The organism is Thiohalobacter thiocyanaticus (genome assembly GCF_003932505.1).
Classification (GTDB): domain Bacteria; phylum Pseudomonadota; class Gammaproteobacteria; order Thiohalobacterales; family Thiohalobacteraceae; genus Thiohalobacter; species Thiohalobacter thiocyanaticus.
In genome coordinates this window covers 1,266,107-1,281,741 of the sequence record NZ_QZMU01000001.1, presented here as the reverse complement: position 1 = coordinate 1,281,741, position 15,635 = coordinate 1,266,107, and the positions used below count along the sequence as shown (strand labels likewise).

The following is a 15,635-nucleotide window of genomic DNA, read 5'->3' as shown; positions in this document are numbered from 1 at the left end:
GTAGGGTGCTTATGGAGGGGGTTCCATGGGCGGACGCGCCATGGCGCTCTCCTGATGCAGAACCGGATTATACTAATGAGAACGTAAGTTAGACGACACTCAGGGCTTCAAGCCGCGTCTGCATCAAGGCGCGGTGCGCCGGGAATGGCCCAGCCCTTGCCAAGCACCGCAACGCCGAGGCGGACGCGGCTTGAAGCCCCTAACAATCTGATTTTGCAAAGGACAGGCCGTTGTGTGCTCACGTAGGCCTGCGTTATTGAAGCTTGCTGTAGGAGTGCTACAGCGGCGCTTCGCTGCCTTGGCCTACGTGAGCACACAACGGCTGAGTGTCGTCTAACTTACGTTCTCATTAGTAAGGTAGTGAAAAATGAAGCAGTATCTTCCAATACTCTGGCTGTTGCTGCCGCTGACGACGCTGGCCGCCGAGGTGGAGCGCGAATTCGATCCTGCTTCGGGCATCGAGACCGTGCAGGTCGAGCATCCGGGGATGTCGTTGCAGCTGCTGCCGCTGAACCGCGACTATGTGGCCGCGGTCTTCTCCGCCCGCGGTCTGCCGCCGGACATCGTCGAGTCCACCCGCGACTACTGTGCCTTCGGCACCATTCTGCGCAATACCGGCGATGCGTCCCTGCACTATGACCTACGTCAGTGGCGCTATGTGACGCCGGACGGCAGAACCCACCGGGTCAAGACCAAGACCGAATGGCTGCAGGAATGGCAGGGCCGGGACCTGGCATTCCGCTGGGTGCTGCTGCACGAGGAACAGACCTATCAGCCCGGCGACTGGGGCCAGGGTTTCACCACCGTGGCCCTGCCGCCGGGCACCCGTTTCGATCTCCACTACTCCTGGACCCAGGGAGGCGAACTGCATGAAGCCAGACTCGAGAATGTCCACTGTGCCCCTGAAGGCGTACCGGAATCCGATTCCTGAGGGCCTGCCCCTGCTGGTCCTGATTCTGGCCCTGCTGGTGTTTCCTCTGCCGGCCCCGGCCGGGCTGGGGCATGACCTGACCCGGCTGCCCGAGCCGGTGCCGGCACCCGACTTCACGCTGGAGGACATGGACGGCGAGACCCACAGCCTGTCGGACCTGCGTGGCCAGGTGGTGATGGTCAATTTCTGGGCCACCTGGTGCCCACCCTGCCGCGAGGAAATGCCCTCGATGGAAGAGATCTACCAGGCGCTGGGCGGGAAAGGCTTCCAGGTGCTGGCGGTCAACCAGTGGGAGACGCCCGATCAGGTCTTTCCCTACATGGGGCAACTGGATGTCTATCCCAGCTTTCCCGTGCTGTTCGACCGCGACAGCAGCGTGGCCGACGCCTATGGCGTCAAGGGTCTTCCCACCACGGTGCTGGTCGACAAGCAGGGGCGGGTGGTCTATCGCGCCGTCGGCGGGCGTAATTTCAACCATCCCGAGGTGCGGGCGCTGATTGAGCGGTTGATCGAGGAGTGAGGCGAGATGAAGGCGGCGTTGCTGGTTCTGTCCGCGCTGGTTCTGCTCGCTATCGCCGCTCTGTTCGTGCTTGCCATCCACAGCCGCTCGCTGGCACCGCCCGAGCGCGCCGACGTCCGGTTGCCGTCCTGTCCCGCCAGTCCCAACTGCGTGAGCAGTGAATATCCGGATGATGCCGCCCACTATATCGAACCCCTGGAGCTGCCGCAGGACATGCCGGCTGACGCGGCATTGAATCAGCTCGGAGCACAGGTCCGCGAGCTTGGCGGTGAGGTGAAAGGGATGGAAGACGACTACCTCGCCGCCATCTTCCGTTCGCGTATATTAGGCTTCGTGGATGACCTGCAACTGCGCCTGGATACTCAGGAGCGCCTGGTGCATGTCCGGTCCGCCTCCCGGGTCGGTCGCGGCGACCTGGGCGCCAACCGCAGCCGGGTCGAGGCCCTGCGCCGGCACTGGCAGCGGACAGTCATGAACGAACTTGTCAATAACCAGAATGTGACAGGAAAGTAACGGGTTGTAGGCGCCGTCAATTGACTTTCATGGATACAGCGTCTAGGTTCTAGGCAGGGAAAGTAATTCACGAAGGGTGTGCCCCCGCCCGATTCTGCTAACCGGTAATCGTGCAGCACGAAGCGGCTGTGTCGTTGCTTTATGCGCGCAGGTCGGCAGTGGGACTCATCCGGAGCCAGTCCAATGCCTGTCAATGGGAACGGCGACGGAAAAGACAAACTCGTCGTCGAGAATCTCTACAAGATCTTCGGTCCCGACCCCGATGAGGCCCTGCGCCTGCTCGAGCAGGGGTTGTCCAAGGATGAGATCTTCGAGCGCACCAGGACCACCGTCGGTGTCCAGAACGCCGATTTCTCCATCCGCGATGGCGAGGTGTTCGTTGTCATGGGACTGTCCGGTTCGGGCAAGTCCACCCTGGTGCGCCTGCTCAATCGCCTGATCGAACCCACCCGCGGCCGGGTGCTGCTGGACGGGCGCGACATCACCGCCATGGGCAGGAAGGAACTCATCCACATGCGCCGCGAGCACATGAGCATGGTGTTCCAGTCGTTTGCCCTGCTGCCGCACAAGACGGTTGCCGAGAATGCCGCCTTCGGCCTGGACGTGGCCGGCGTCTCCAGGGACGAGCAGCGCAAGCGTGCCCTGAAGGCGCTGGAAACGGTCGGGCTGGGGCAGTATGGCGACAGCTACCCGGACGAGCTGTCCGGCGGCATGAAGCAGCGCGTCGGCCTGGCGCGGGCCCTGGCCACCGATGCCTCCATCCTGCTCATGGACGAGGCCTTCTCCGCCCTGGACCCGCTGATCCGCACCGAGATGCAGGACGAACTGGTGCGGCTGCAGCAGCGCGAGGCGCATACCGTCGTCTTCATCTCCCACGACCTGGACGAGGCCATCCGCATCGGCGACCGTATCGCCATCATGGATGGCGGGGCCATCGTGCAGATCGGCACCCCGGAGGAGATCGTCACCAATCCCGCCAACGAGTATGTCAGATCCTTCTTCTACGGCGTGGACGTGAGCAAGGTCTTCACCGCCGCCGAGATCGCCGAACAGGACGTCCTGATGGTATTCGAACGGCCCGGCACCAATGTGCGTGCGGCCCTGGCGCAGCTGCGCGATCGCAAGCGCAACACGGCAGTGGTGATCGATGCTGCCGGCCAGTACCGCGGCATGGTCAGCCAGCACAGTCTGGCCCGCGCCCTGGACAGCCCGGGCGAGACCCGTTGGGACGATGCCTTTCTCAAGGGTATCGAGCCGGCACCCGAGGACATGGACCTCAGTGATGTGCTGAGCCTGGTGGCGGCGAGTGAACACCCGGTGCCGGTGCTGGCCAAGGGTGGACGCTATCTGGGTATCGTGAACAAGACCATACTGCTTCAGACACTGGACAAAGCGGGCTGATGACCGACGAAGGCAATTTCATCACCAATATCGACATCCCCATCGGCGAATGGGTCAGTGACGCGGTCGACTGGATCCAGTCCAATTTCACCGGCGTGCTGGATGGAATTTCCGAGGCCATCAAGTTCGTGGTCGACAACTTCGAGGACGGCCTGCTCGCCATCCCGCCGCTGGTGCTGGCGCTGCTGATCGTGGCCCTGGCTGCCTGGCGGGTGAGCTGGAAGTTCGGCATCTTCGCGTTGGTGTCCATGCTGCTGATCTTCGGCATGGACATCTGGCAGGAGACGATATCGACCCTGGCGCTGGTCATCGGCTCCAGCGCCCTGGCATTGCTGATCGGCATTCCAATCGGCATCGCCATGGCCCGCAGCGACATTGTGGAAGCCGTGGTGCGGCCGGTGCTGGATTTCATGCAGACCATGCCGCCCTTCGTCTATCTCATTCCCGCAGCCATTTTCTTCGGTCTGGGCAAGGTGCCGGGTGCGATCGCCACCCTGGTGTTCGCCATGCCGCCGGCGGTACGACTGACCAACCTCGGCATCCGCCAGGTCAGTGCCGAGCACGTCGAGGCAGGGCTGGCTTTTGGTTGTACCCGCCACCAGCTGTTGCTCAAGGTGCAGCTGCCGTTGGCCCTGCCCTCGATCATGGCCGGTGTGAACCAGACCATCATGCTGGCCCTGTCCATGGTGGTGATCGCCTCCATGATCGGTGCCGGCGGACTGGGCAACACGGTGCTGACCGGGATTCAGCGCCTGAACGTGGGGCTGGGTTTCGAGGGTGGACTGGGTGTGGTGCTGCTGGCGATTCTGCTGGACCGCATCACCCAGAGTTTTGGACGCAAACGTAGAACAGGATAAACAAGGAGGACGTCATGCATTTCATTAAAACACTCAGATACCTGCTGGCCGCCATGCTGATGCTGGGCCTGACCGGCGTCGTTCAGGCCGAAAAGAGCATCAGGATCGGCTGGACGGCCTGGTCGGATGCAGAATTCGTCACCAAGCTCGCTGCCCGCATCCTGGAGCAGGAGCTGGACTATGACGTGGAACTGATCCAGACCGACATCGCACCCCAATACCAGGGCCTGTCGACCGGTGACATCGACATCATGCTGATGTCCTGGCAGCCGGGCACCCATGCCGACTATATCGAGAAGCTGGGCAACAAGCTGGTCAATCTCGGTCTGCTCTACACCCATGCCCGGCTGGGCTGGGTGGTGCCGGCCTACATTCCGGAAAGCGAGGTCAGTTCCATCGCCGATCTGAAGAATGCACAGGTCAAGGACAAGCTCGATGACACCATCACCGGCATCGATCCCGGTGCGGGACTGACCCGCCTGTCCAAGCAGGCGATCGAGGACTACGGCCTGGACTACGAACTGCAGATCTCCAGCGGTGCCGGCATGACCGCCGCGCTCGACCGTGCCATCCGCCGCAACGAATGGATCGTGGTTACCGGCTGGAGCCCGCACTGGATGTTCGGCAAGTACGATCTACGCTATCTGGATGACCCCAAGGGGGTGCTGGGCAGTTTCGAGCGCGTGCATGCCGTGGCACGCAAGGGCTTCTACCAGGACGACATCGAGGCGGCCGGCTTCTTCTCGCGCATGCAACTGCCCATCGATGACCTGCAGGCGGCCATGTACGACGCCCAGGAAAGCTCCTACGAGGAGGCCGTGACCCGCTACATCGACAACAACCCGGAGCGGATCCGTTACTGGCTCACAGGCGAGCTCTGATGACATGCCCCCTGTCTGAGGGTTGACGGGGTGACACCACACGCCGCCGGCGTGAGGGCGCCGGCGGGCTCAGGGAGGAAGGGACAATGAAAAGAATCGCTGTGGGCAGGGCACCGCTTGCCGGTGTACTGGTGGTTGTTCTGGGGCTTCTCACTACCGCTGTCGGTGCGGCCGAGACCGAGGCGCTGGAGCGGCGGGTACAGGAGCTGCAACGCGAGCTGGAACAGGCGCAGCAGGATCTGGCTGAAGCCGAGGCGGCCCAGGCCGAGGCCGAGGCCCGGGCCAAACGGGTGGAAGCGGAAATGTCCGAAATCACCCCGGCACCGGCCAAGATCAAGGTCGGGAATCTCACCATCGGCGGCGCTATCCGCGCCAACTATGCCGTGGGGGATTACCCGGAGGGCAACGGTGCCACCCGGGCCACCGAGGACAAGGGGGATTTCGCCCTCGACACCTTCCGCATCAACCTCGATTACCTCAGCGGCCCCTGGCAGGCCAAGGCGGAATACCGCTGGTACCCCGGCTACAACATGCTGCACACCGGCTGGGTGGGGTACAACTTCGAGGATCAGAGCCAGGTGCAGGCGGGTGTGAACCGGGTGCCCTTCGGTCCCGGGCCCTACGGCATCTCCCAGAGCTGGTTCTTCGATCAACACTACTATGTCGGCCTGTCGGATGACATGGACCTGGGTGTGAAGTACTCCCGGCCCATGGGCGACTGGACGTGGGATGTCGCCTATTACTATTCCGACGAGGGCGACTACCGGGGGTCGACGCACAAGAGCGCCCGCTACTCCTACGACGTGGTCAACGAGAGCGGCAGCGGCTACAAGGAGCGCAACCAGTTCAACCTGCGCGGCATCTACAGCGTGCCGGACGTGGCTGTCGCCACCGACCTGGGCTTCTCGCTGCAGTACGGCGAGCTGGAAAGCGCCGGGCCCCAGGACGACGGCGACCGCATGGCCGCCTCGGTGCACATGGTCAATAAGTGGGACAACTTCACCCTGGCCAGTCAGCTGACCTGGTACGAATTCGACGTGGACAGCGCCCAGCCGCTGGGTACCGATGACCTGGTTCAGTTCGGCGCTTATGACTTCCCCAGCACCGCCGCGGCCAAGGCCTGGATCCCCGGTATCTCGCTCAGCTACTACCAGGCCACGCCCGGGATCGACTGGCTGGACTATGTCATCCCCTACGCCGAGTACAGCGTCATCGTCAAGGACCAGAGCGGTTTCAACGACAGCGAACTGTTCATCCTGGGCGCGGCCTGGGGCCGGGGCGGCTGGTACATCTACACCGATCTGGCCATGTCCAACGGCAACGAGTTCATCGGCGGCGACGCCGCCTTCGGCGACCGCCTCGGGGCCAATGCCGATGACCAGTGGCAGACCCGCTTCAACATCAACTTCGGCTATTACTTCTAATCCTGAAATGGGGTCGGTGACAAATCGCAATCATTATCATTTGTCGCCGACCCGAATGGCACTTACTTAAGCCAGATAACACCCGTCATTGCGAGGAACGAAGTGACGCGGCAATCTCCAACCGAATGATTCTGCAGTATGAGATTGCCACGCTGCGCTCGCAATGACGGCTTGAGTAAGTCCCATGCTTCACCGACCCCATCCTGCGCCATTTTGCGCGTGACCCCGATATCCGTCTTTTCATAGATGCTGATCTATGAATCCCGAATGACTTATGTATTTCCGCTACCCTGTCGCCCGCCGGTAGAATCTGCTCCATTCCCGGCCGTCTGGCAGTTGGATGATCAAGCTCAGAACCTACGTCTATATCGACTCGCTGCAGCCGCAGCTGGCCGAGTACATCGCCACGGCCTCCCAGGGTTTCCTGCCGGTGCCGGGGGAGGCCCTGCTGTGGGTGGAGGTCTCGCCGGGCATGGCCGTGCACCGGCTCACCGATATGGCGCTCAAGGCCACCCAGGTGCGCCTGGCCCAGCAGGTGGTCGAGCGTCAGTACGGCTCCATGGTGATCCACCACCGCGACCAGAGCGACGTGATCGAGAGCGGCCGGGTGATCCTGAATCATCTGGGCGCGCGCCAGCAGGATCGGCAGCGCTGCCAGGTGGCCTGGCAGGAGGTCATCCGCGGCATGACGCCGGACCATACGGTGCTGATCAACCGTCAGGACCGGCGCGGCTCCATGATCCTGCCCGACCAGAGCATGTTCATTCTGGAGACCGAGCCGGCGGGCTATATCGTCTATGCCGCCAACCAGGCCGAGAAGGCGGCCAGCATCACCCTGATCGATGTGCGCGCCGTCGGCGCCTTCGGCCGCCTGATCCTGTCGGGGCGCGAGGCGGACGTGGACGAGGCCGCCGCCGCCGCGCTGGCCGCGGTCGAGAACCCGTCCTGGACCGAGTGAACTGGGGTATTGGCATGCACCGCCGGCAACTACTCGATCTGCTGACCCGATACCGCACCGCCTTCATGGAAGAGGCCGCCTACGTGCGTCGTGCCGTGGACTTCGTCGCCGCGCATCCGGATTGCTTCGAGCGCTCGTTGCTGCCGGCGCACGTGACCGGCTCGGCCTGGGTGGTCAGCCCCGACCGCCAGCGGGTGCTGCTGCTGCACCACCGCAAGCACGACCAATGGTTCCAGCCAGGCGGTCACGCCGACGGCGATGCCGACATCCTGCGTGTGGCCCTGCGCGAGACCCACGAGGAGACCGGCCTGGATCCAGGGCACATCCGTCTGGTCAGCGAGGCCCTGTTCGATGTGGACATCCACGTCATCGACAGTGTCGACTATGCTCCGCGCCACGAGCACATCGATGTCCGTTTCCTGGTCGAGATCGACGACAGCCTGCCCGTTCCGGGCAATGACGAATCCCACGACATCCTCTGGGCCGCCCTGCCCGAAGTGACCCGCTTCAACAACAACCGCTCGACCTGGCGCATGCTGGAGAAGACCCGGCGGATGCGCAACGCGCTGGCGGGTTGATTCAACCGCAGTCGTCGCGCAACTTAGGATGGGTGGAGGCGCTGGTGCCGCAACCCATCAATTCGACGAACGCCCGATGGGTTGCGCTGCGCTCCACCCATCCTACAGAGGCACCTTCTCCTCGAGTGCCGGGTAATCCGTATAGCCCCGCGTGTCCCCGCCGTAGAAGGTGTCGGGATCGGGCTCATTGAGCGGCGCGCCCCGGCGGAAGCGTTCCACCAGGTCCGGGTTGGCCAGGTACAGCTTGCCGAAGGCGATGAGATCGGCCCGACCCTGGTCCAGCCACTGGTTGGCGCGGTTGAAGTCGAAGCCGTTGTTGGCCATGTAGGGTCCATTGAAGCGTTGTTTGAAGGCGCCATAGTCCAGCTCGCGGGCGCCGGTCATCATGTCGCCCTCGATGACATGCAGATAGGCCAGGCCGTGCGGGGCCAGCTGCCCGACCACGTGATTGAAGGTGGTCTGCGGATCGCTGTCGCGGATGTCGTTGAAGCTGTTCTCGGGTGACAGCCGTACTCCCACCCGGCCGGCGGGCCAGCTTTCCAGCACCGCATCGAGAACCTCCCCCAGCAGCCGGTAGCGGTTGGCCGCCGAGCCGCCGTAGTCGTCCGTGCGCCGGTTGCTGCCGTCACGCAGGAACTGGTCCAGCAGGTAGCCGTTGGCGGCATGGATCTCCACCCCGTCGAAGCCGGCCTCGCGGGCCAGCCGGGCGGCATCGCGATACTGTTCCACGATACCCGGCAGCTCGTCGGTCTCCAGGGCGCGCGGCGTCTCGAACGGTTTCATGCCTGCATAGGTTACGGCCTCGCCCTCGGGGCGGACGGCCGAGGGCGCGACCGGCGCCGCCCCGTCGGGCTGCAGGCTGGAATGGGAGATGCGGCCCACGTGCCAGAGCTGGATGAAGATGCGCCCGCCCGCACCGTGCACTGCCTTGAGCACACCCTTCCAGCCAGCCACCTGCGCTTCATTGTGGATGCCCGGCGTGGCCGGGTAGCCCACGCCCTGCGGCGAGACCTGGCTGGCCTCGCTGATGATCAGCCCGGCGCCGGCGCGCTGGCGGTAGTATTCGGCGTTGAGCGCGTTCGGTACGTTGCCCGGGCCGGCGCGGTTGCGGGTCAGCGGCGCCATGACGATGCGGTTGGGCAGTTCCAGTTCACCGATACGGATGGGTGAGAACAGTTTGCTCTGCATGAAGGACTCCAGTCTGCGCTTGTGTCAGTATCAGGGTTGGCCGGTGTTGCCGGGCCTGTTGTTTGAAATCCGCGACTGCGGATAAAAATTGTGACACACGCAGGAGGGAAAAGTTTGCCGATGGCGTTTCCGCGCAATGACCGGGTACTGGAGATCCGGGGCGCGCCGCTTGGCTATGCCGTCTACGGCAGCCCCGGCGGCATCCCGGCCTTCTACTTTCATGGCCTGCCCGGTTCGCGCCGCGAGGGCGCGCTGCTGCATGCGGCCTGTCTGGAGGCGGGCGTGCGCATCATCGCGCCCGAGCGGCCCGGCTACGGCCTGTCCGCAACCGTGCCCGGCCCCCGGCTGGAGGACTGGCCGGCGCGCATCGAAGCTCTGGCCGATGCGTTGGGCATCGGGCGCTTTCATCTCATTGCGGTCTCCGGCGGCGCGCCCTATGCCCTGGCCTGCGCCGGTACCCTGGACGAGCGGGTGCGCGGTACGGCGATCTGCTGCGGCCTGGGTGACCTGACACGCTCCGGTCTGGCCCCGGCCATGCAGCTCAACGCCCGTCTGGCCCTGTGGCTGGTGCGCCGCGGCCCGGCCTGGCTGCAGTGGACCTATGGGCCGGTGGTCACGCAGGTGGTGCGGCGGGCACCGCGCCTGGCGGTGGCGATCCAGGGCTGGATCGACGGACCGGCCGATCGCGCCGTGCTGCGCCGGCCGGAGATCCGGGCCCTGTTCGCCGACAGCCTGGGCGAGGCCTTCCGCCAGGGGGCGGCCGGCGCGGTGGCGGACCTGGCCGCAGCCGTCCGGCCCTGGCCGTTCGGGCTGGACGGCATCCGCAACCTGCAACTCTGGCACGGGCTGGCCGACCGGGTGGTGCCGCCGGTTCACAGTGAATGGCTGAAACGGGCCGTGCCGGAAGCGCGGCTGACGTGGGTGCCGGGCGAGGGACATTTCTCCCTGCCCATCCGGCATACGGGGGATGTGGTGCGGGCGCTGGTGAGGGTATAGCCCGCATTTCTCACCGTCGTTCGTCGCAGTAGAAGGACGGTGAGAAATGCGGGCCAGGCGAAGGACTTCAGCCGGCGTCGTCCAGTTCGGGATCGCCGGTACCGAGCCAGAAGTCGATTTTCTTCTCCAGCAGTTCCTGCCAGGGCATGTAGTGCGAGCCGTCGCAGGAGAAGTTCAATCCCACCATCCCGTTGAAGATGTTCAGCGAGCCGGCGCGCAGGTAGATGGTCTCATCCATGAAGCGCAGGGCGCGCAGGGTATGGAAGACCTCGGCCACGCGGTCCTGCGGGACTACCGCGTCCCCGGGATAGGGCCGGCTGGGGTAGGTGAGCACGATGCCCGGATCGGTCAGGTCCTCGATGTCGAGAATGCGGTAGCGGAACGGATCCTCGATGAACCAGAGGGTGGCGCGCGAACTGGAGAAGTGCAGCTTGCCGTGGAACACCCCGTGGGCCACGACCAGTTCGATGACCAGGTCCAGCACGGCGTCGAGGTGCTGGTCCATGGGGCTGTCGATGCGGCGCTGGTTGAACAGGCCGCTGCGGATGGCCGGGTCGCCCTTCATCTGCAGCCACTGGCCGGGCTGCTCGTAGGCCTCGCGGGTCAGCGGCAGTTCGCGCAGGTCGAAGTCGGCGCCCAGAAAGCCCAGGTGTTCACCCCCGGCGGTTTCGATGCGCTGGATGGCGGTCAGCGAGGGCCGGCGGGCGTTGCGGCTGATGTAGGCATCGGACAGGGAAAAGGTCTCGCCCGCCAGGGCCGCCTTCAGGTAGGGCCGCTGGCTGCGGTCGCGGTCGAAATGTTCCGGCAGCAGCCCCCGGGTCGAGACATTGGCCGTGATCTGCCGGCCCTGCGGGTCCAGCGCATAGAGGTATTTGCACGAGGGCAGGTGGTCCAGCCACTGGATGAGCAGCGGCTCCAGGGCGTCGCGTCGCGGCCAGACGGCGGTGCAGTCGCGCGCCAGTCGCGCCAGTGGTGCGTCCAGGAGTCTGCGCAGCAACATCCGCTGCCGTGCCACCGCCGCTCTCAGTGCCTCTCCCATGCGTACTGCTCCCGCGATCTGGTAGGGTCGGCTACAGCATGCCAGCGACCGACCTGTCTGGCCAGCCGGGCCGGCCCGACATCGGCGCAACCCGCAGGGGATGGCCTGAACAATCCCGACCTCCCTCTGTCCAATGCGCAAAGCAGGGGAATTCTCACGTGCGCACCTGGTATTCCAGACTGATCACGGCAGTCCTGCTGCTGATCGCCGGCCTTGCCCTGCTGTGGCCGCCGGTGCTGTGGTCACTGCTGGTGGTCGCGCCCCTGGTGGGTATCGGCCTGTATGACAGGTGTCCGACCGGCGTGGCCACCCAGGACCCGTACCTGGTGCGAGGGCTGGAGGCCGGTGACCGCGAATGCACCAGGGACGTTACTGATGAGAACGTTAGCAAGGAGACCGCCGATGAAAGCCGCTGACCTGTTTGTCCGGGCCCTGGAAGCCGAAGGGGTGGAGTACATATTCGGCATCCCCGGCGAGGAGAACCTGGACCTGCTCAACGCGCTCAAGGATTCCTCCATCCGGCTGATTCTGACCCGGCATGAACAGGCCGCCGGTTTCATGGCCGCGACCTACGGCCGCCTGACCGGGCGCTCCGGGGTGTGCCTGGCCACCCTCGGTCCCGGGGCGACCAACCTGGTCACGGCCGCGGCCTATGCCCAGCTCGGCGCCATGCCCATGCTGATGATCACCGGCCAGAAGCCGATCAAGACCAGCAAACAGGGCGAGTTCCAGATCGTCGACGTAGTCGACATGATGCAGCCGCTGACCAAGTACACCCGCCAGCTCAGCAGCGCCCACTATATTCCGGCGCGGGTGCGCGAGGCCTTCCGCCGGGCCGAGGACGAGCGTCCCGGTGCGGTGCATCTGGAACTGCCGGAGGATATCGCCCGCGACCAGACCGATGCCGCCGTCATCGAACGCAGCCGGTTCGAGAATCCGCGCGCCAGTCCGACCGCTGTGGCCGAGGCCCGGGACATGATCCAGGCGGCGCGGCGCCCGTTGCTGCTGCTCGGCGCCGGCGCCAACCGCCGCCACACCTGCCGGGTCCTGCGCGCCTTCGTCGACAAGACCGGCATCCCCTTCTTCACCACCCAGATGGGCAAGGGCGTGATCGACGAGCGCCACCCCCTGTATCTGGGCGCGGCGGCCCTGTCCGGCGAGGACTTTCTGCACCGCGCCATCGAGGCGGCCGATCTGATCATCAATGTCGGTCACGACGTGGTGGAGAAGCCGCCCTTCATCATGGGCGACGATGCCATCGAGGATGAGGACAATCCCGATATCGCCGGTGCCGGCCGCGCCGGCTCGGCCCGGGTGATCCATGTCAACTATGTCACCGCCGCCGTCGATGCGGTCTATCATCCCCAGCAGGGCGTGATCGGCGACATCGCCGACAGCATCGAACGCCTGACCGCCGCCATCGAGATCTCCCCGAACTGGGACTTCGGCCGCTTCCTGGAGGTCAAGCGCCATCTCGACGCCCATCTGCAGGAAGGCGCCGATGACGCGCGCTTCCCCGTCTATCCCCAGCGTCTGGTGGCCGAGGTGCGCCGGGTGATGCCGGAGGACGGCATCATCGCCCTGGACAACGGCATCTACAAGATCTGGTTCGCCCGCAATTACCCGGCCTGCCTGCCCAACACCGTCCTGCTCGACAATGCCCTGGCCAGCATGGGCGCCGGTCTGCCCTCGGCCATGGCGGCGAAGATGGTGCATCCCGGGCGCCGGGTGATGGCCATCTGCGGCGACGGCGGCTTCATGATGAATTCCCAGGAACTGGAGACCGCCGTGCGGCTGGGGCTGGACCTGGTGGTGCTGGTGCTGCGCGACGATGCCTACGGCATGATCAAGTGGAAACAGACCGACATGGGCTTCGATGATTTCGGGCTGGATTACGGCAATCCCGATTTCGTCGATTATGCCCGCTGCTATGGCGCCCGGGGCCACCGGCCGGCCTCTGCCGCGGAGCTGGGTCCGCTGCTGGAGGACTGCTTTGCCACGCCCGGGGTGCATCTGGTCGAGGTGCCGGTGGACTACAGCGACAATCACCGCATCCTCAACCGCGAGATCAAGGACAAGAGCCGGTTGATCTGAAGGCCGTAATAAACCGATGGCCACGGAGAAGTGATAGCCACGGAAAACACGGAAAGCACGGACATATCGATGATCAATTGGTCATGTCATTGCGGAGCGCGGAATATGTAGGTCGGATTAGCGCAGCGTAATCCGACAAGCGCGGCATCCCTGTCGGGTTACGCCCTGCCGGGCTAACCCGACCTGCATGACTTTCACGTCATTCCCGCGAAGGCGGGAATCCAGAAACCTCGTGGCCCATGGATTCCCGCCTTCGCGGGAATGACGGCAAGGGTATAGTCACAGTTTTCCTTTTTTGATATGTCCGTGCTTTCCGTGTTTTCCGTGGCCATCCCTTCAGGAGGTGTTATGACGACACACCACAAGGATCTGCTTGCCCACGAGCCCCACGCGGCCGGGCGTCAGGCGACCGCGCCGAGCCCGACCAGCGCCAGGTACATGCCCTGCACCAGGGCGATGACCAGGATCACCGCTACCGGATAGACCGAGGAGTAGGCCACCACCGGGTGATCGGAGTTGTCGGTCTGGCGGATGATGTCCAGCCCCGGGGTGAAGGTCATGCCGCCGCAGATCACGCCGAAGCATTCGCTGACCGGGATCTTCATCACATAGTGGCCGAACAGGAAGCTGACCAGCATCGGCACCACGGCGAACAGCACGGCGTAGAAGGCGTAGTAGATGGCCTGGTAATCGAGTGACTCGACGAAGCTCTGGCCGGTGTCGAACCCCACCTGCACGAAGAACAGTGCCAGTCCCAGCTCGCGCAGCACGGCGGTGGCGTTGCGCGGGAAGCGGCCGATGAAATTGCCGATGCGCCCGAAGTGGCCGAACACCAGGCCCGCGACCAGCGCCCCGCCGGCCAGCCCCAGCGAGAAGGGCCCCAACCCGGGCAGCGGGACGATGATGCCGCCGATGGCGAAGGCCAGGAACAGGGTGGCGGCCAATGAGCCGATGTCCACCCGCCGCTGCACCGTGTGGTGCTCGTGGCCGAGAAACAGCTCCAGCTGGTCGAGCTGATAGGGCGTGCCCACGGCCACCACCACGTCGCCGTACTCCAGCGGCAGGTCCTGGCGCGGCACGAATTCCACCCCGGCGCGCAGGATGCGGGTCAGGGAGACGTTGTAGCGCAGCCGGATGTCCAGGTCGCCCAGGCTGCGATTGACCACCGAGGTGTTCTCCACCACGAGCGAACGGGTGTCGAGTTCGGCATTCTCGTCGAAGCTTTCCTGCACCTCCGCGCCCAGGGTCGTTCCGACCTTGTTCACATCCTCGGCCATGCCCTCGAGTCGCACGATGTCGCCCTGCAGCAGCACGGTGCTGCCGCTGGCGGTGCGCATGTTCAGGTCGCGCAGAATGCCCGAGACCACCACGTTGTGGTCCTGGAAGAAATCGATGTCGCGGATGAGCTTGCCGGCAAACTCCTCGTTCTGCAGCTTGTACACCCCGGTATGCAGCTGGGTGCGGCCGCGCAGCTCGGCTTCCATGGTCGGGCGCATGAGTTTCACCGCGAGGGTGATGAACAGGATTACCCCGAGCAGGCCGAAGGGGTAGGCCACGCCATAGCCGAAGATGACCTCCTCCTCGGGGCTGAACTGCAGCGCGCTGACCAGGGCCGGGCTGGAGGTGAAGGCGCCGGCGAACAGCCCCAGGCCGACGCCGATCGGCACCCCCGCGAGCGCGATGATGCCCACCGTGTTCGCGCCGGCGACGGCCAGCAGAACGACCACGTTGGCGATGAAACGCCGGCCGTGCTGCTTGAAGGCGCGGAAGAAGCTGGGACCGGCCTCCAGACCGATGCTGAGCAGGAACAGCACGATGCCCAGGTCCTGCAGAATGGTGATGGGTTCGAACTGGTACAGGTAGCCGGCGATCATGGCCACGATCAGCACCCCGCTGGAGCCGAAACCCACGCCCTTGATGCGCAGGTTGCCGAAGCCGATGCCGAGCATGATGATCAGGAAGGTGACCACCAGCTCGGATTTCTGGAACAGGATCTCGATCGGGATGACGGCGTCGTTTTCCATGGGGCCTGGTTGTCCTGCTTGTCCGGGGTATGCGGCTGTCAGCCGCAGGCCCCGGAGGCCTGGATGAGGGTGAAGGGGCATTTGCTTCCCATACACACCATCTTAGCGTCACTGGAGCCGGCAGGGCCAGTGACGGACGGCAGCGAAGAGGTGACAGAAAAGTTACCCGATGCGCCTTGTAGGACGGCCCCGGCCTCTCGTATGCTGCCGACAGGCAGTGCAATTCCATCC

Annotated in this window: 15 protein-coding genes; 12 read left to right on the top strand and 3 right to left on the bottom strand. The window is 64.7% G+C overall.

The annotated features are described in order from the left end of the window. The first annotated feature begins 367 nt into the window (after nucleotides 1-367). The 9 genes from D6C00_RS06055 (at nucleotide 368) to D6C00_RS06015 (ending at nucleotide 8,063) form a co-directional block, all read left to right on the top strand. Nucleotides 368-931 carry a hypothetical protein gene (locus tag D6C00_RS06055; RefSeq protein WP_125180892.1) on the top strand — a complete coding sequence of 188 codons (564 nt, stop codon included), beginning with the start codon at nucleotides 368-370 and terminating at the stop codon, nucleotides 929-931. Further along, entirely contained in the window at nucleotides 888-1,451 is a 564-nt protein-coding gene (locus D6C00_RS06050; RefSeq protein ID WP_206609518.1) for a TlpA family protein disulfide reductase, read from the top strand. Before D6C00_RS06055 ends, D6C00_RS06050 begins: the two co-directional genes overlap by 44 nt. A 6-nt stretch (nucleotides 1,452-1,457) precedes the next feature. Beyond that, a complete protein-coding gene (locus D6C00_RS06045) occupies nucleotides 1,458-1,964 on the top strand; it encodes a DUF1499 domain-containing protein (protein WP_125180891.1) in 507 nt (168 codons plus the stop codon). A gap of 183 nt (nucleotides 1,965-2,147) precedes the next feature. Then, nucleotides 2,148-3,365, top strand: coding sequence for a glycine betaine/L-proline ABC transporter ATP-binding protein ProV (gene proV, locus D6C00_RS06040; protein WP_125180890.1), 1,218 nt, complete (start codon nucleotides 2,148-2,150; stop codon nucleotides 3,363-3,365). Continuing rightward, nucleotides 3,365-4,222, top strand: coding sequence for an ABC transporter permease (locus D6C00_RS06035; RefSeq protein WP_125180889.1), 858 nt, complete (start codon nucleotides 3,365-3,367; stop codon nucleotides 4,220-4,222). The genes proV and D6C00_RS06035 overlap by 1 nt, the downstream gene beginning before the upstream one ends. A gap of 14 nt (nucleotides 4,223-4,236) precedes the next feature. Then, entirely contained in the window at nucleotides 4,237-5,103 is an 867-nt protein-coding gene (locus tag D6C00_RS06030; RefSeq protein WP_399360298.1) for a glycine betaine ABC transporter substrate-binding protein, read from the top strand. Between the two features lie 302 nt (nucleotides 5,104-5,405). After that, a complete protein-coding gene (locus D6C00_RS06025; protein ID WP_241546907.1) occupies nucleotides 5,406-6,527 on the top strand; it encodes a hypothetical protein in 1,122 nt (373 codons plus the stop codon). 340 nt (nucleotides 6,528-6,867) lie between these two features. Next, the gene (locus D6C00_RS06020; RefSeq protein WP_125180887.1) at nucleotides 6,868-7,485 is read left to right on the top strand and encodes a BMC domain-containing protein; all 618 of its coding nucleotides are present in this window, start codon (nucleotides 6,868-6,870) and stop codon (nucleotides 7,483-7,485) included. Between the two features lie 14 nt (nucleotides 7,486-7,499). Then, nucleotides 7,500-8,063: an NUDIX hydrolase gene (locus tag D6C00_RS06015; protein WP_125180886.1), complete on the top strand. Its 564-nt coding sequence runs from the start codon at nucleotides 7,500-7,502 to the stop codon at nucleotides 8,061-8,063. A gap of 102 nt (nucleotides 8,064-8,165) precedes the next feature. On the opposite strand, the gene D6C00_RS06010 is transcribed toward D6C00_RS06015, so the two are convergent. Further along, on the bottom strand, nucleotides 8,166-9,251 hold the full coding sequence (locus tag D6C00_RS06010; RefSeq protein ID WP_125180885.1) for an alkene reductase: 1,086 nt from the start codon (nucleotides 9,249-9,251) through the stop codon (nucleotides 8,166-8,168). Nucleotides 9,252-9,371: 120 nt separating this feature from the next. On the opposite strand from D6C00_RS06010, the gene D6C00_RS06005 reads away from it, so the two are divergent. Next, on the top strand, nucleotides 9,372-10,247 hold the full coding sequence (locus D6C00_RS06005; RefSeq protein ID WP_125180884.1) for an alpha/beta fold hydrolase: 876 nt from the start codon (nucleotides 9,372-9,374) through the stop codon (nucleotides 10,245-10,247). A gap of 67 nt (nucleotides 10,248-10,314) precedes the next feature. Here the strand turns inward: D6C00_RS06005 and D6C00_RS06000 are convergent, their stop codons facing one another. Further along, on the bottom strand, nucleotides 10,315-11,286 hold the full coding sequence (locus tag D6C00_RS06000; RefSeq protein ID WP_125180883.1) for a PDC sensor domain-containing protein: 972 nt from the start codon (nucleotides 11,284-11,286) through the stop codon (nucleotides 10,315-10,317). A 158-nt stretch (nucleotides 11,287-11,444) separates the two neighbouring features. Between D6C00_RS06000 and D6C00_RS05995 the strand changes: the two genes are divergently transcribed. Beyond that, a complete protein-coding gene (locus tag D6C00_RS05995; protein ID WP_125180882.1) occupies nucleotides 11,445-11,702 on the top strand; it encodes a hypothetical protein in 258 nt (85 codons plus the stop codon). After that, entirely contained in the window at nucleotides 11,689-13,380 is a 1,692-nt protein-coding gene (locus D6C00_RS05990; RefSeq protein ID WP_125180881.1) for an acetolactate synthase large subunit, read from the top strand. Before D6C00_RS05995 ends, D6C00_RS05990 begins: the two co-directional genes overlap by 14 nt. 401 nt (nucleotides 13,381-13,781) lie before the next feature. Here D6C00_RS05990 and D6C00_RS05985 read toward each other — a convergent pair whose 3' ends face one another. Further along, complete coding sequence (locus D6C00_RS05985; protein ID WP_158675319.1) at nucleotides 13,782-15,404, bottom strand: aspartate:alanine exchanger family transporter; 1,623 nt, start codon at nucleotides 15,402-15,404, stop codon at nucleotides 13,782-13,784. Nucleotides 15,405-15,635: the final 231 nt, after the last annotated feature.

Bases quoted from the DNA above. Each gene is read 5' to 3' on its own strand.
- D6C00_RS06055 (WP_125180892.1), top strand. From the start codon at position 368: ATGAAGCAGTATCTTCCAATACTCTGGCTGTTGCTGCCGCTGACGACG.
- D6C00_RS06050 (WP_206609518.1), top strand. From the start codon at position 888: ATGTCCACTGTGCCCCTGAAGGCGTACCGGAATCCGATTCCTGAGGGC.
- D6C00_RS06045 (WP_125180891.1), top strand. From the start codon at position 1,458: ATGAAGGCGGCGTTGCTGGTTCTGTCCGCGCTGGTTCTGCTCGCTATC.
- proV (WP_125180890.1), top strand. From the start codon at position 2,148: ATGCCTGTCAATGGGAACGGCGACGGAAAAGACAAACTCGTCGTCGAG.
- D6C00_RS06035 (WP_125180889.1), top strand. From the start codon at position 3,365: ATGACCGACGAAGGCAATTTCATCACCAATATCGACATCCCCATCGGC.
- D6C00_RS06030 (WP_399360298.1), top strand. From the start codon at position 4,237: ATGCATTTCATTAAAACACTCAGATACCTGCTGGCCGCCATGCTGATG.
- D6C00_RS06025 (WP_241546907.1), top strand. From the start codon at position 5,406: ATGTCCGAAATCACCCCGGCACCGGCCAAGATCAAGGTCGGGAATCTC.
- D6C00_RS06020 (WP_125180887.1), top strand. From the start codon at position 6,868: ATGATCAAGCTCAGAACCTACGTCTATATCGACTCGCTGCAGCCGCAG.
- D6C00_RS06015 (WP_125180886.1), top strand. From the start codon at position 7,500: ATGCACCGCCGGCAACTACTCGATCTGCTGACCCGATACCGCACCGCC.
- D6C00_RS06010 (WP_125180885.1), bottom strand. From the start codon at position 9,251: ATGCAGAGCAAACTGTTCTCACCCATCCGTATCGGTGAACTGGAACTG.
- D6C00_RS06005 (WP_125180884.1), top strand. From the start codon at position 9,372: ATGGCGTTTCCGCGCAATGACCGGGTACTGGAGATCCGGGGCGCGCCG.
- D6C00_RS06000 (WP_125180883.1), bottom strand. From the start codon at position 11,286: ATGGGAGAGGCACTGAGAGCGGCGGTGGCACGGCAGCGGATGTTGCTG.
- D6C00_RS05990 (WP_125180881.1), top strand. From the start codon at position 11,689: ATGAAAGCCGCTGACCTGTTTGTCCGGGCCCTGGAAGCCGAAGGGGTG.
- D6C00_RS05985 (WP_158675319.1), bottom strand. From the start codon at position 15,404: ATGGAAAACGACGCCGTCATCCCGATCGAGATCCTGTTCCAGAAATCC.